11 protein-coding genes are annotated in these 16,259 nt (G+C 45.1%); 7 read left to right on the plus strand and 4 right to left on the minus strand.

Going from position 1 to position 16,259, the window contains the following annotated elements:
- Positions 1–65: 65 nt before the first annotated feature.
- The 7 genes from BLR42_RS01120 (at position 66) to BLR42_RS01150 (ending at position 7,248) form a co-directional block, all read left to right on the plus strand.
- The gene (locus BLR42_RS01120) at positions 66–671 is read left to right on the plus strand and encodes a hypothetical protein (protein ID WP_091865903.1); all 606 of its coding nucleotides are present in this window, start codon (positions 66–68) and stop codon (positions 669–671) included.
- Positions 672–847: 176 nt separating this feature from the next.
- Entirely contained in the window at positions 848–1,819 is a 972-nt protein-coding gene (locus BLR42_RS01125; protein WP_091865905.1) for a MetQ/NlpA family ABC transporter substrate-binding protein, read from the plus strand.
- Positions 1,820–2,081: 262 nt separating this feature from the next.
- A complete protein-coding gene (locus BLR42_RS01130; protein ID WP_091865907.1) occupies positions 2,082–2,756 on the plus strand; it encodes a sensor histidine kinase in 675 nt (224 codons plus the stop codon).
- On the plus strand, positions 2,674–4,746 hold the full coding sequence (locus BLR42_RS01135) for an ATP-binding protein (RefSeq protein ID WP_091865909.1): 2,073 nt from the start codon (positions 2,674–2,676) through the stop codon (positions 4,744–4,746). The genes BLR42_RS01130 and BLR42_RS01135 overlap by 83 nt, the downstream gene beginning before the upstream one ends.
- Positions 4,747–4,883: 137 nt before the next feature.
- A complete protein-coding gene (locus tag BLR42_RS01140; protein ID WP_091865912.1) occupies positions 4,884–5,732 on the plus strand; it encodes a transporter substrate-binding domain-containing protein in 849 nt (282 codons plus the stop codon).
- Positions 5,733–5,811: 79 nt separating this feature from the next.
- Positions 5,812–6,468, plus strand: coding sequence for an amino acid ABC transporter permease (locus tag BLR42_RS01145; RefSeq protein WP_022761552.1), 657 nt, complete (start codon positions 5,812–5,814; stop codon positions 6,466–6,468).
- A gap of 21 nt (positions 6,469–6,489) precedes the next feature.
- Complete coding sequence (locus BLR42_RS01150) at positions 6,490–7,248, plus strand: amino acid ABC transporter ATP-binding protein (RefSeq protein WP_091865914.1); 759 nt, start codon at positions 6,490–6,492, stop codon at positions 7,246–7,248.
- A 93-nt stretch (positions 7,249–7,341) separates the two neighbouring features.
- Here the strand turns inward: BLR42_RS01150 and BLR42_RS01155 are convergent, their stop codons facing one another.
- The 4 genes from BLR42_RS01155 to BLR42_RS01170 form a co-directional block, all read right to left on the minus strand.
- Positions 7,342–8,520 (minus strand): PAS domain-containing sensor histidine kinase, encoded by a 1,179-nt coding sequence (locus BLR42_RS01155; protein WP_091865916.1) that lies wholly within the window; start codon positions 8,518–8,520, stop codon positions 7,342–7,344.
- 89 nt (positions 8,521–8,609) lie between these two features.
- Positions 8,610–10,667: a TaqI-like C-terminal specificity domain-containing protein gene (locus BLR42_RS01160; RefSeq protein WP_091865918.1), complete on the minus strand. Its 2,058-nt coding sequence runs from the start codon at positions 10,665–10,667 to the stop codon at positions 8,610–8,612.
- A complete protein-coding gene (locus BLR42_RS01165) occupies positions 10,667–13,333 on the minus strand; it encodes a YfhO family protein (protein ID WP_091865921.1) in 2,667 nt (888 codons plus the stop codon). Before BLR42_RS01165 ends, BLR42_RS01160 begins: the two co-directional genes overlap by 1 nt.
- 15 nt (positions 13,334–13,348) lie before the next feature.
- Entirely contained in the window at positions 13,349–16,234 is a 2,886-nt protein-coding gene (locus BLR42_RS01170; protein ID WP_091865923.1) for a transglycosylase domain-containing protein, read from the minus strand.
- Positions 16,235–16,259: the final 25 nt, after the last annotated feature.

Here is a 16,259-nt window from a genome sequence, read left to right on the forward strand (position 1 = left end):
GTGATATCATCTATTTATAGATTTAAAAATTACCTTTTCTTATTTCGAAAGGAGCTTTTTTTCTTATGAGTGTGTCACTAATATTTGAAATCATCGGTTATGTGGGATCAGCTCTGGTGCTGCTTTCATTCATGATGGTATCTGTCTACAAGCTTAGGATTGTAAACATGATGGGAAGTCTTGTATGTGTGATTTATGGACTTTTGATTCATGCATATCCTACGGTTGTCATGAATCTGGCGCTTGTCGCAATCAATATCTACTATCTTGGCAAGATGAGAAGCACTGATAAAAACTATGATCTTGTCAGGGTATCGGGCGATGAAGGCCTTACAAAGTATACGATAGATCTTTATAAGGAAGACATCGCGAAGTGCTTCCCCGGGATTTCCATGGATTTCAAGGATGTAAACTGCGGTTTTGTGGTTTGCCACAAAGGAACTCCTGCCGGAATTCTGCTTGGAAACCTCAAGGATCACATACTTGATATAAAGCTTGACTATTCCATTCCGGAATACCGCGACTTCTCTATCGGCGAATTTTTGATGTCCAATCTCATACACGAGGGCATTGATAAACTGGTCTACAACGGCTCGGATGAGCATCACAAGGCCTATCTTAGGAAAACCGGTTTCGTGGAGAAAAAGGGACATTACGAGAGAACACTGTAAAAAAATTGGGTCGGACTTCTTATACGGAGTCCGACCTTTTTATAGCTTCCGATTACTATTTCTTATCGGAAAATGGGTTGATTTTATAACGGTCAGGGATTAAAGTTAATAATCATATCTGACATATAAAAACCCGCTTTAATTATAGGGGCGGATTTAAGAGGAGGACAAAAGTTATGAAAAAGAAGTTTTTGACAAGTATTTTACTTTCTACAGTGCTTACATTTGGCGCTATTACAGGTTGCGCAGGCTCATCTGCCGGTGACGCAGCCGGAACTGCAGAGAGTACAGAAACCGCCACAGAAGCTGAGAGCACAGAAACAGCTACTGAAGCTGAGAGCACAGAAGAGAGTGCAGATGCCACAGCAGCTCCTGCAGACGGCGACAATAAGATTGTAGTTGGTGCTACACCCGTTCCTCACGCAGAGATCCTTGATAACATTCTTAAGGATGTTCTTGCAAAGGATGGCTGGGAGCTCGAGACAGTTGTATTTAACGACTACGTACTTCCCAATACTTCACTTGAAGAGGGTGAGCTTGATGCCAACTACTTCCAGACACTTGGCTACATGAATCAGCAGAACGAGGATGCAGGCCTTCACCTTGCAGCAGTAGCAGGTGTTCACATCGAGCCCATGGGTATCTACTCCGAGAAGTACACAGCTCTTGCTGATATTCCGGACGGCGGTTCAATCGGTATCCCGAACGATCCCGACAACGGTGAGCGTGCTATCGATCTTCTTGTTCAGAAGGGTCTTCTTACATCAAAGGGCGGCTTTGGTACAGACGACAACTACACAGAGGACGCACTTACAAAGGATGCTGAGGCAAATCCGCACGGCTATGTGATTACACCTCTTGAGGCAGCATCACTTCCGCTTTCACTTCCTGATCTTGATGCGGCAGCAATCAACGGAAACTATGCTCTTGAGGCAGGCCTTCCGGATTCACATCCCGCTCTTGATATCGAGGAGTTTGACGATGAGACAACAGTAAAGAGAACCAACTTCCTTGTAGTTAAGCAGGGCAACGAGGATTCTGCCAAGATCCAGGCTCTTGTAAAGGCACTTCAGTCCGACGAGGTTAAGGCATACATCGACGAGACCTATAAGGGCGCGGTTATCTCTTCATTCATTGATGGACAGTAATTAAAAAACATATAAACGATTTAAGCCAATATTAGAAATCACTCCTACCTTAAAAACGCTAAAAGTAGTGCGAAAAAGCATTACTTTTAGTGTTTTTTTATTTTGGTTTAATATATTTTTTCATAAAAAACAGTTAAGATATAAAAGGAGAATACTACAAACCGCTGATTGAAGGGGGCTTTCATGCAAAAAAACAAGTTATTCACCGATGATCTTACGGCAATAATACCTTCAGAGGAAAAGATGTCTGCAATGGAATGGCTTGCAGAGCAGATGCCCGGATGATTATGACAGCATTCAGTCATCCATAGATAACCAGATAGCCATGAACTCAAACTCAAGACACATGGACTATGTGGTATACAGAATAATCAGAAAAGACGGAACCATACGCTGGGTTGATGATTACGGTCACTTTGCGACTCTCCCGGGCTATGGTGATGTTTATTATGTTTTCATAGGTGATATCACAGAGACCAAGCTCGCCAAAGAAGAGACTGAGAGAGCCAATACCCTTGCAATTGCTCTTGAAGAAGCTGAACAGGCGAATGTAGCAAAGAGCGCATTTTTATCAAATATGAGTCATGAGATCCGCACTCCCATTACGGCCATTCTCGGCATGAACGAGATGATACAAAGAGAGGCGGAGGATTCAGCCATACTGGATTATTCCGAAAACATCAGGAAGGCCGGGGTTAGCCTTCTTGGTATCATCAGTGATATTCTGGACTTTTCCAAGATAGAGACCGGCAAAATGGAATTGCAGTGCGAAAAGTATGCGCCGGATGCACTTATCAGAGATCTTTACAATCTTATCAGATTCAGAGCGGAGGCCAAGGGACTGACTCTGCATTTTGAAATCGATTCAGAAATTCCCAAAGAACTTTATAGGAGACGAAATCCGCATAAAGCAGATAATAACGAATATTCTCACTAACGCCGTGAAGTATACGGAAGAGGGAAGCGTCAATTTTGCGATGAAGCTGAAGGAGAAGAGTTCGGACTTCGTCACCATGGAGATATCCGTAACCGATACCGGAATCGGAATCAAAAAAGAGGATATAGACAAGCTCTTTGAGCCCTTTGACAGACTTGATCCAAAAAAGACGAGAAGCATAGAAGGCTCGGGACTTGGACTTTCAATCACCAGGCAGCTCCTTTCGCTTATGGACAGTGAGCTCAAGGTGGAGAGCACTTATGAAAAGGGTTCAAAGTTTTATTTCACTCTGACTCAGAAAATTGGAGATGACACACCTATAGGTGATATAACGGAGGAATTCCTGCTTCACGATAACTCCGGACAGGCGCATGGACAGACTTCGTTTATCGCTCCGGGCATGAGGCTTCTTGTCGTGGATGATACGCCGATGAACCTCCAGATTATTGCGGGACTTTTGAAGCGTACCAGAATGCATATAGATGTGGCAAGCAGCGGCGCAGAGTGCATAGAAAAATTCGGCGCTGAGCACTACGACATGGTCTTTTTGGACTACCGTATGCCGCATATGAACGGGATAGAGACACTAACAGAGATAAAGAAAAAATACCCTGAAAAGTATGAAAAGACGCCCATAATCTCACTTACCGCCAGTGCGGTTTCGGGGGACAAGGAAAAAATGCTCTCTGCCGGTTTTACCGATTATCTGACGAAGCCGGTGAATATCGACGAGATGGAGCGCATGATGTGCAAATATCTGCCTGACGATTCTGTCTTCATGATAGGTGATGAGGAAAATGATGAGACGTCGAAGCTTCCGAAAATCGCTTTCGACTATCCTGAGCTTGATCCTGCAAAAGGCATCGAGTACTGCGGCGATGCAGAAGATTACATCTACGCCCTTGAAACCTATGAGATGTCCGTTGATGCCAAGGCGGAGCAGATAGAAAACAACCTGAAAGATAATGATATGGATGCCTACGTTCTTAATGTGCATTCACTTAAGAGTACTTCCTCTGCCATAGGTGCTGTGAGCATGTTTGAAAAAGCGAAGGCGCTGGAAATGGCGGGAAAGGATAAGGATTTTGCAACAATTCAGAGGGACACTCCTTTCCTTCTGAAAGAGTACAAAGAGCTTAAGGCCATCATCCACAGGATAATACAGAATTATGAGACAAATGATGAGACTGCAGCAAAACCTCTGGATGTTGTTGAAGAAGCCAGAAGCCAAATGCTGGCAAAAGCTCTGGAAGAAGCGGAGCATGCCAATATGGCGAAGACGGCCTTTTTATCCAATATGAGCCATGAGATAAGAACGCCTATGAATGCCATTATTGGACTTGATAACATCGCGCTCAAAAATCCGGATATCGACAGCGAGACAAGAGATATACTGGTGAAGATTGGTGCCAGCGCAAAGCACCTGCTATCACTTATAAATGACATCCTTGATATAAGCAGAGTTGAGTCGGGGAAAGCCAAACTTAAGAATGAGGAATTTTCATTCGGAAATATGCTTGAGCAGATAAATACCATGACTGAGTCCCAGTGTAAGGATAAAGGTCTTGTGTTTGATTGTCTGGTAAAAGGCCACATGGACGACTTTTACGTCGGCGATGAGATGAAGATGAAACAGGTGGTCATAAATGTCCTCGGTAATGCCGTGAAATACACACCGGCTCCGGGAAAGGTGACTTTCACTGTTGAAGAGACAGAGCGCACGGACGAGAGAGCTGTTGTCAGATTTGTCATAAAGGATACCGGCGTTGGAATGGATGCTGATTATATTCCGAAGATCTTTGAGCCCTTCTCACAGGAAAAAGAGGGAACAAGCAACCAGTACGGCAGTACCGGGCTGGGAATGGCCATCACCAAGAATATAGTTGATATGATGTGTGGTCAGATCGAAGTGCAGTCTGAAAAGGGGAAAGGCTCTGAATTTACCATAACCATACCTCTCGGAAGTTTTTTATCGAATATATCCCTATAAAAATACTATAAGGTATTTTGCCCGCTGTTGGTATTAAAGTTTAATAAACAACTAATTAAATCTAAACTTGTTTGCATAATCCAATTTAGTATGATAAAGTGGTAAAGAATGAAAAATTTAGAGGAGGGCATTGTTTTATGAAAAAGAAGATAATAGCAGGATTACTTATAACAGCAATGACATTTTCGCTTACAGCATGCGGCGGAGCAAAGACAGACGGCGCCGAAGGCACAGCAGCGACTGATACAACAGAAGAGACAACAGAGGCGAAGGATGAGGACTCCGATGTTGACTATGTAAAAGGAAAAGGAAAGCTTATCGTAGGAATCACAGACTTTGCTCCTATGGATTACAAGGATGACAGCGGCAACTGGATCGGTTTTGATGCTGACCTTGCAAAGAAGGTTGCCGAGTCCCTCGGAGTTGAAGCTGAGTTTGTAGAGATCGACTGGGATAACAAGATTCTTGAGCTTGACAACAAGTCAATTGATGTAGTATGGAACGGAATGACACTTACAAACGAAGTTACAAACGCAATGGAGTGCACCAAGCCTTATCTTAACAATGCACAGGTTGTGGTTGTTCCGTCAGATATTGCGGATGAGGTGAAAAGTGCAGAGGATGCTGCTTCCTACAGCTTTGCGGTTGAGGCAGGTTCAGCAGGTGAGCAGGCAGCTACCGATAACGGCTATGATTTTGTATCCGTTACATCTCAGGCTGATGCTGTAATGGAAGTTCAGGCAGGTACTTCTGGTGCATGTATTATCGACCTTCTCATGGCAGGCGCTATGATTGGTGAGGGTACAAGCTATCCCGATCTTTCACACACAGTAGAACTTACAACAGAAGAGTATGGTATTGGATGCCGCAAGGGATCCGATCTTGCTGCTTACATCGATGATCAGCTTGGGGCTATGTATGCTGACGGAAGCATGATGGAGATTGCAAAGCAGTACGGTGTTCAGGATGCCGTAATTGCAAGATAATCCTGATTTTAAAAAATAGCGAAATCTATGCCCCGCTTAATGGCGGGGCATTTGAAACTATGGAAAGAGGAATCTATTTATGTTTTGGACCGTTACCTTATCACTGCTTGAGGGGTTCCTGGCAACAATTAAATTATTTGCTTTAACACTTGTTTTTTCACTGCCCCTGGGGCTTCTCATATGCTTTGGCTCAATGAATAAGCTGCCTCTGATAAGGGTGCCTATAAGGTTTCTGATCTGGGTTGTACGCGGAACACCGCTGATGCTGCAGCTTCTTATCATCTACTACGGACCGGGAATTTTCCTTAGATTAAACGTATGGGGAACTTCAACCTCCGGAAGATTTATGGCAGCACTTATAGCATTTGTGATTAACTACGCCTGCTATTTTTCTGAGATATACAGAGGCGGAATTCAGTCAATTCCGGTAGGACAGTATGAGGCGGCGCAGGTTCTCGGTATGACGAGATGGCAGACCTTCAAAAAAGTCATTCTCCTGCAGCTCATCAAACGAATCGTTCCGCCGATTTCAAACGAAGTTATAACCCTTGTTAAGGATACTTCTCTTGCGAGAGTTATTGCGGTTTATGAGATCATCTGGAACGGACAGGCCTTCATAAAGAGCAGCGGAATCATCTGGCCTTTGTTCTACACAGGCGCATTTTATCTGCTCTTTAGCGGACTTTTGACACTGCTGTTTAGATACATCGAGAAGAAGCTGAGCTATTTTAGGTAAAGACGAGAAGGTACACGGAAAATGCCAATACTTGAAGTTAAAGATATAAAGAAAAAATTTGATAATAGCGAGATTCTTAAGGGAATCTCATTCGACATGGAAGAGGGACAGGCGATATCAATTATCGGATCCTCGGGAAGCGGAAAGACAACGCTGCTTCGCTGCCTGAATTTCCTGGAGAGAGCTGACGAAGGAACTATAACCGTAAGAGGAGAGAAGCTTTTTGATGCATCGCTTCCCATGGAAAGCGCGGATGCTCTTCGTGAAAAGAGACTCCATTTCGGTATGGTTTTCCAGCAGTTCAATCTCTTCCCGCAGTACACGGCACTAGAGAATGTGACACTTGCACCGGGACTCTTGAGCGGCGGTCAGGATAATGATGCGATCATAAAAAGAGGTAAAGAGCTTCTTGATCAGATGGGACTTTCCGACAGAATGGATAATTACCCGCACCAGCTTTCCGGAGGACAGCAGCAGAGAGTTGCCATAGCCCGTGCTCTTGCGTTAAAACCTGATATCCTCTGCTTCGACGAGCCTACTTCAGCGCTTGATCCCGAGCTTACGGGCGAGGTCCTAAGAGTAATAAGAGAGCTTGCAAACAAGAATACCACCATGATCATAGTTACTCATGAGATGGCATTTGCAAGAGACGTAGCGGACGAGGTTATTTTCATGGACGGCGGAGTGATCCTGGAGAAGGGACCTGCGAAGGAAGTGATCAATAATCCGAAGGAGGAACGTACAAGACAGTTTCTTTCAAGTGTTCAGTCCGGATCTTAATTTAACATGTGTGGATAATAAAACGGATAGCAAAGAGCTTGCTATCCGTTGTTTTTTCGTGATTTATATTGTGGGCTTTAAGTTAACCCGCTGTCAGTTTTCCGGCGGTACTGCGTCGAGCTCTATTGTGGCTGTGAAGGTGCTTCCGAGTCCCTCTTCGCTTTCTGCGGTAATATCACCCTTCATGAGACATGCAAGGCGCTTTGCGACGGAAAGTCCAAGGCCTGTTCCTGTACCATACTTGCTGGGATTTCTCTTTTCCTGAGAGAAGGTTCTGAAAAGACTTGGCATAAAAGCACTGCCGATGCCGCAGCCTTCATCCTTTACCACAAATCTAATTCTGTAAAAATCGCCGTGCTTTTTGGAAGAAATATATATCTCGACAGTGTCTCCGCGTTCGCTGAACTTTACGGCGTTATTGGTTAAGTTAATCACCATCTGCTGAGCGCGTCCGAGATCGCAGATGACCTGCGGGTTCGCTCTGTATTCTCTGTGCACGATGACTGTCACATTTTTTTCTTTTGCGAAGGCTTTGGTGACATTCTCAACGCCGTCCACAATATCATCAAGGGATGCTCTTTTCGGGTCGAGGTTTAAGTTACCGCCGTCGATTTTATCAATATCGAGAATATCGCTCATAAGTCTGGAGAGATAGTGGCTTGAAGTGTAGATCTTTCTCATATCACTTCGAAGGACGTCGACATCCTCCTGATTCATTCCAAGATAGGACAGAGCGGAGATGGCGTTCATGGGATTTTTGATTTCGTTGCTCATGCGGGATAGGAATTCCGACATGCGTCTGTTGGCACGCTTTTCATTATCGAGAAGCTTGTCGTTTAATTTATTAAGCTGTTCGATTTTCCTAATGTGTTCCTGCTCCTCGGTGACATCCATAAAGGAGCCTACAAATCCGATAATAACACCTTCATCATAGATGGGTGTTTTGGTAGCAATGATCTCTCTTACTTCGCCTTTGACAATACACAGGCCATGAACATTGTGAGTACTCTCGCCGTGAAGGACCAGGATCTCATCCTGCATGAAAGGTTCGGGATCCGGATGCCAGCCCATATCCTCGTCGGTTTTACCGATAACTTCATCAGCTGATTTAAAACCATAAAAATTGAGAAATGCCTGATTAACTCCAACAAATCTGCGATGGGTATCCTTCCAGAAGATACAGTCCTGGGTTGTGTTTATGATTTTGTCGAACAACTGGTCCGCATGTTCGTTAAGTGAAATTGTCTTTAACTTTTCAATATTATCACTCATCTAAATCCTCTTGAAAAAAGAAATACAAGAAATCTCCTTACGCAAAACGTGCAAGTGTATATCAATTATAACACGAAATTCCGTAAATGCTATAGGGGAAGGAACAAGTTCTCGTTTTTAAGTTCATCTTTTATGAACGAGATATCACTGTCCGATAAATTGAACAGCTTAAAACACTTATCATCGAGCTCTTTGTAAAGTGCTGTCAGCTTGCTTTTTTGTTCCTCCTCGGTGGTGGGCTTTAGGGTCTCGGGATTCCGGCAAAGCTCTAAAATACTGTCAATTATTGCAGTTATATCGCTTTGAGTATCGGCGTCGGCATCCGGGATCGGGATCTGTTCGATGTGCGATCTTAGAATTTTTACCGAACGGAATTTTTTGATGAAATAATATTCGGAGGCGCTGCAGTTTAAAATCGCCATAATATATTTCATGCTGAGATTTTCAATGTTCGGAATTACGATATTACAGCTGTTAAGAGACAGGGTTTGTTTGTCATCATATGCAAAAACAAGTCGTCCTCCGATGAAACGATAGAGCAGCTTCTCAGGTGCGCGGTACATGGAAAGAGGCGCTACCTGCTGGCATTTATCGGGATCGAAGTTTATGTAGCACTTAGGTATTTTGAAGGCATATTTGAAAATATCGATGCCTTTAAGTATGACTTCGTTGTTTGCGGTTTTTCGTGATTTAAGCATTTCCTTGTTGGCACCTGTTACGATTCCAAGTGCAAACCCGGCATTTCCTTCGAGTCTTTTTGCATCCGGCAGAGTCTCCAAATGGTTAAGGATCCGGTACTCATTGTCGGGCATGAGGAAGTCGAAGGCGTCTCCTGTCAGCTTCCGCTTAGTAGTGATTTTAAAGGAGGAATCCTTTTCATATACGACAGGATTTTTTGAAAGAAAGCTGTCGGCGGATTTTTGCACCTGCATTATCACGGAAGGACACTGGACATGATCAAATACATCACCCAGATATTCAAGGTGCGTTAGCGTGGTCATCTTCAGCAGAAGCTCACGAATTATGTGATGAGTTTTGACAAGAAGAACCGACTCCGGAAGGACGTAGGAGAGTGTACCGCCGTTTTTAAGAAGACCGAGAGCCTGCTCGGTAAAAAGATCAAAGGAATCGGGTGACTTTGCCTTGCCGCATTCGAAGGTATCCTTGAGGTAAGTCCTTTCATCCGCAGTGAAAGAAGAACCCCAGGGAGGATTGCCAAGGATGATGTCGAAGGTTTTATCGTTTTTATTCTCGTGAAGGAAATCCCTGACTAATAGATGCTCTTTCCAAAAATCGATGTCGGGGATTCTGTACTTGAGTGCCAGGTTAATCCTTGCAAGAAGAATACTGGTCTCATCGAGATCATAGCCGTAGAGATTCCCGGCAGGGATACCCGGAGGAAGACATAATAAAAAGTTGCCGGTTCCGCAGCCCGGATCAAGGATCTGTTTATCCTGACCTTCTGAGAGGATTGATGCCTCAAACAGGTGTCCGAGGAGTCTTTGTACGATGGTTCCGGGAGTGTAATAGGCTCCCTCGCTTTTCCTTGCGCGAAGGTGCTTTAAAGATATGTATATCAGACCAAGAGTATCCTCGCCGGGAACGTACTCGAAGCTCCCGGTAAGAGAGAGGATATCCTCAGGTAGGGATGCGTCGTCTTCGGATGGATGAAGCTCTGTGATAAGGTGTGAGTATTTTTCCTGTTCTTCATCCGGAATTCTTTTGGCGATAAGTCTCTTTGCGCAGCCCGCAAGGATGGCTTTCAGCATGGAATCTGTGAGTTCAAAAGGTTTGGTCTGCTCTGAAGATCCTGCTGTTTCTTTAGGTTCTGTAGTAAGAGCACTGCAGCTTTCAAAGTCGGCAATGTCTGAAATAAGTTTGTTAACCAGCGGGAGATTGGGAGAAGTCGCAGGAATATAAGAGCTGTACAGGAGCTTACCCGATACGTAGGTCTTGTTCCGGCGGCTCTTTAAGGATTTGATCTTTCCGTTTTCAAGATCGGCTTTGAGGGAGCTGACGTACTCCTCAGAAAAGAGATACGAGCGTCCCTTTTTTCCTTCAGGCTTAATCTTACCGAGCTTTATCCAGTTTCTCCCTGTGGCGGGAGTGATAGACAGTTCTGCACAAAGGTCAGATAGTGTAAGCATTAGCGCTCCTTTCGGCTTAATATTATAAGTCCTATTAACCCAATCAGGCTTAGGATAAATCCTGCCATGAGACCCGGGGTGTGGTAAACCAGTTTGATGTCGTGGTGGCCCTCGGTCATTTCAAGAACACTGAACATTGTGTCGGCTGTGAGGAGCTCTGCCTTTTTGCCGTCAACGTAGGCGGTCCATCCCTTGGAATAAGGAACTGATAAGAAGAGAATCTCACTGTCGCCGCAGTCAATGCTTCCTGTAATAGTATTCGTTGCAAAGGAGATGGGATTTTTGTGAAGATCCACATTCGTAAGTGTATGTGCTTTAAGCTCTGTGAGGCGGTCATGCATGGTTGCAAGCGATCTGCAATACACGCTCATCTCATCGAATTTATAGGTGCCTTTTTCATTAAAATTGATCCTGATATAGGTCTTTGCCTCGTTGGCATTTCCGAGATTCACAAGGAAATCGTGCCAGCCTGAGTAGTACCAGGAGCGCTCTGTCTTGTAATCGATATTTTTGCTGATACAGGTGCCGTCAGCGAGCTCTGTGGAGATGATGATGCTGGGCACGTCATTTTTACACTTGATTCGAAGGTTCTTCAGATACAAAAGAGTTTCGCAGCCGGGGTTACCGTTAAAGGTGAGAAGAACGGAGGAACCTGCTTTTGCCTTGAAACCGCCGTTTACTTCCTTTACATCGCCCTCAAGAGTTATGTCATAAGGAATAGACTCAGAGGTGAAAACCGGCTCAGCTTCCGGATATTTGGATGCGATATCATCTTTTAGAACGGCTCCGTAAAGGAGTGCTTCTTCGCGCTGAACAGGAGTCATGGCGCTCAGGGCAGACTCTGATATGGCGCTGCTATAAGTAAAACCGAGAGGCATGGCATCAGGGTTTTCATAGATTCCAAAGTTATACTTTTCATAGGACGGTACATATCCGCAGGGTACGAAGGCCTGTTGCTCAGGGGTGTTATATCTGAGGGAGTAGTATCGAACTCCGGCAATCGAATTAAGGACTGCTCTGTCGTCCAGGGCAAAGTATGCAAAGCTCTGCTGGTCGTTTATAGCCATGAGCTTGAAGTACTCGGATACGCTCTTATCGGCAAGGCTCCAGAAGAACTGTGTTGAGGATATGCCATCGAGCATAGCAGCGTTCCAGACAAGGTCTCGGCCTGAATAGCGGTAAAAATCATTCGAGGCATCGAGGCCTGAAGCTGCTGCATTTTCTTCGACAACCTGAACTTCGGTGCTCTGAAGCTGGGCATACATTTCCTCGGGAGTGCAGATATCCATGTAATCTCTTATCATGTTGCCCTCGTCGGGTGAGTACGCCATTCGGCCATTTTTCATGATAAATCCAAGTGTTATCATAAGGACCATAATGCTTACGATAGAAGCGACAAAAGCGGGTTTACGATCTTTTCCTTTTCCCATGAAAGCAGCTGCTTTATTTCCTGTGAAGTCCGTAAATTCAGCAGTTATAAAACCTGCGAAAAGGGCACAGGCAAAAGCCCATCTGTTTACGGCATAGGAGAAGGCTGCAAAGACATATCCGCAAAACGGCAGGCACAGGAAGATGGTAAGAAGTATCATGTAAACCAGTTCCTGGTAGATAGCTGCTTTTGTTCCGGATTCTGCAGAGTCTTTCCTGGTTACCAGATAATACACAGCGCGGATAATAACGAATACAGCAGCTATTACAAATACCGGTGTAAAGCCAAGCTGAGTGTCGTTTGATCCGTGATAGACGAAGCTGTAAACATTTTTCCCAAGCTCCTTGTAATATGCGGCGTCATAGAAGAGCGGGATTGTGATGCCGGAAGCTGCTCTCGGATTATTCGGAAAAGCAACGAGAACGGGCAGCAGTATGAACATGCTCATCAGGGTGCCGATAATTCCGTAGGCAAAGAATGTGCCGATGGTACGAAGCATAGCACCGGGTTCGTGTTTTCCAATGTATGAAAAAAGCAGCCTTACGATTACATAGATTATTGTAAGGAGCACGATTATATAGAAAAAGTAGAAATTGTTGGTACCTGCGAGAAAGACGGCAATAGCGAAAAATGCCGGCTTTTTCTCTTTTAAGATACGCTCCGCACCGAGAAGAACCAGCGGGAGATAGATCAAAGGGTTCGCAAAGAAAGGATGCCACAGGCCGAGGTACATGAAATATGAACCGAAGCTGTAGGTGAACATTCCTGCAAGAAGTGCCGGCGCGGACATATCTTTTCGCATATATTTCGCATACAGTGAAAAGGTGATACCTGCAAGGTACGCGCGAAGAATCATAACTACCTGGAAATAGATATGAATATATTCTGTTTTTACAAAAACGGAAAACAAATTAAGAAGATCGCCAAGGGCATAGTATTGAAGCGTAGGATACATGTCGCTTCCGTACCCTATTCCGAAGGCGAAGGTCTGAAGGCTTAAGGAGTGATCCTTAAATATGTGATAAAAAACTCCGCGGAGCCACTTTGAATAGTAAGCCGCAGCCTTAAGATGCTGCCGCCAGGTATCACCCTCGCAGATGAGGCTCTTGCCGTTTGAATAGAAGTATCCATAGACAAGAGCTGACATGGCAGCAAATATGGCTGTGTAGGTAAGATAGAAAACTAATGTCTTCCATCCGGATTTTTTTGAAGCATTCTGATCATTATGTATATCCATTACTCGGGAATCCCCTTATTCATCGTCCTCTTCTTCATCGTCGTCATTGTCCTCTTCGGGAGTGGCGGCGGGAGCTGCCTCGGGAGCAGGTGCGGCTTCGGCAGCAGGCTGAACATTCTCTGCGGGAGCAGGAGTTTCAGCGGGAGCAGGTGTTTCAGCAGGAGCAGGAGTTTCTGCCGGTGTCTCTGCAGGTGCGGCATTCGGATCAGTAGTATTAAGGGAATCCGGACTTGCAGGTGTAGCATTTGCATTGCCCACGGCAGGACCTGTGTAGATGATACCCTGCTGGATAAGGCTTGTCTCCTGAGCTAGAATTTCCTGTATATTAGGCTGAGCCATAAATTCAGGTGTGTGGTGACAGGTTACGGAAGGCGTTACAACCGTATTTCCTGCTTCGTCAACACTGGTAGTGTAGTTGCCTGAACCGCTGCCGGCGGGTGACTGTGCCTGAAGTGCTGCAGGCTCCGGAGGAATAAGCTCAAATACACCTGATATCTTGAAAGGACACTGCTCTGTAGCGGGATGCTGATCACTCTGACACAGAATTCCTGAATAGTGAACGTTACAGCTATCAGAGGGAGCAGTACCTTCTTCAAAGTACTCGGTCATAAGTGTGCCATCACAGAGTCCTGCAATAGGCGATTTTCCTGATCTTGAGCAAACCGTGGCTGTGACAACGGAAGCGGGTTTCTCGAAGGTGGTGGAGGGCAGGTTCTCATGTATCTTGGACATTACGGCTCTCCACATGTCCTTCGCAAGATGCTGCTCTGCCTTGGTGGTCAGATCTACGTTGTTGTCATAGCCTGCCCAGGTAGTTGCAGTGTAATAGGTTGTGTAGCCTGCAAACCAAACGTCGTTCTCATCTGAGGTAGTACCTGTCTTACCTGCAATGGCGGTTGTTCCGAAGTTAACAGCGGTACCTGTACCCTTGGTTACAACGTCCTGCATTGCACTTGTAAGAAGATAAGCTGTGGACTCCTTGAGGATTCTTGTGGAATCGGAGTTCGTATTATCAAGAAGGGTATTACCTTCGTGGTCAACAACCTTGGTATAAAGCTTGGGCTTGATGTAAACGCCGCCATTTGCGATAGCCGCATAAGCTGCGTTAAGCTCCATGTTGGTGACACCGTGTGTCAGACCGCCGAGAGCTGTAGGAAGCTGAACATCTGTGAAAATCTTACCGTTAATTTCTTCGTTTTCAGCCAAAGTAGTGAAGCCGAAATTTTTCAGATAATCAAAAGCAAGCTGAGGAGTTATGACGGTCATTGTCTTAACTGCGATGATGTTCATTGACTGCTCGATAGCGGTTCTTATAGAGGTAAGACCTCTGTAGGACTCGCCGTACCAGTTGTTAACGGGACGGCCGTCGGGATAATTGAACGGAGCATCGTTAAATACGGTAGCTAGGGTAAGGCCTGCGCTGTCCAGAGCAGGTGCATAGGTTGAGAGCACCTTGAAGGTTGAACCGGGCTGGCGAACAGTGTCTGTCGCACGGTTAAGTGTTCTGGAAGCGGTCTTGTTTCCGCGGCCTCCGACCATGGCTACCACATAGCCTGTGGTGTGATCCTCGATTGTGAGAGATACCTGAGGCTGAGGTGTTAGATTCTTGCGCTCACCGTCGATGGTATCATTTGGTCCGACAACAGCAGCCTTGTAGGTTTCAATTGCCGCATCTGCTTCTTCCTCTGAGTTAAACAGCATGTTGAAGCCTTTGTTCTCCTGCTGGAAATATGACTTCATCATCTCTGTGCTGTAGTTGGTAGGATTACCCTCAGAATCAATTGTAGTAAGTGCATAATCGAGAAGGTATTTAGTGCCTTCAGGATAATTGGATTCATCCATATAAACTGAGTCACAGATCGACTGAATAGCGGGATCCTGAGTTGAATAGATCTTAAGACCGCCGCTGTACAGAAGTGTATAAGCCTGAGTCTCGTTATAGCCTGCATCGATGAGGTCGTCGATAAGCTGGTTTGTAAGGGCATCGACGAAGTAGGAGTTGATGGTGTTATCAGCAGTTTCCTTGTCAGCAACCTGAATTCTGGCATAGACATCGTCATTCATTGCTTCATCAAACTCTATCTGAGAGATGTAGCCCTGTTTTAGCATTTTTTTCAGTACTGTCTCACGGCGCTCAGCGTTCTTGTCCGGATGTGTAATGGGATTAAAACGGCTGGGGTTCTGTGTGATACCTGCGATAACGGCGCATTCTGACAGAGTCAGATTTGTAACTGACTTGTTAAAATAGCGAAGTGAAGCTGCCTGCACACCGAGAGTGTTAGAGCCCAGGTTGATGGTGTTCATATAGTTAAGGAGGATATCCTCCTTGCTCATGGTCTTTTCAAGCTGAATTGCGAGATACTGCTCCTGAACCTTACGCTTTATCTTGGCAATGTCGGAGTTCTCACTGGTCCATCCGGTAAATACGTTGTTCTTAAGAAGCTGCTGGGTTATGGTACTTGCACCCTGAGAGAGATCATGGCTGGTTATACCTATATAAGCAGCTCTGAAGATACCCTGAATATCAATACCGTTGTGCTGGTAAAAACGCTCATCCTCTATGGCTACGAAAGCGTGGGCAAGATTTTCGGGAATCATGTCCATCGTAACCGGGATTCTGTTTGAATCGGTCGAAACCAGCTTTGCAGTCTGGTTACCTTCCGTATCGTATACGAAGGTTGAATATCCTGTGGGAGTTACGTTTATTTTGCCAATCTCCGGCGCAGTATCAATAATACCTCTGAACACACCGATACCCGCGCATACTCCGATAACAGCAATACCGATGCATACTATAATTATAAGTTCAAATGATATAAGAGAGATTTTCTTCCCCCATTTGGTAGTACCTGAGACTATAGAGTGTTGCTGATCCCTGATACCTTTTCTTCCAAAATTCATAAATTCCTCCAGTAGTGGTATGATA

Source organism: Butyrivibrio sp. INlla16 (genome assembly GCF_900104155.1).
Taxonomy (GTDB): domain Bacteria; phylum Bacillota; class Clostridia; order Lachnospirales; family Lachnospiraceae; genus Butyrivibrio.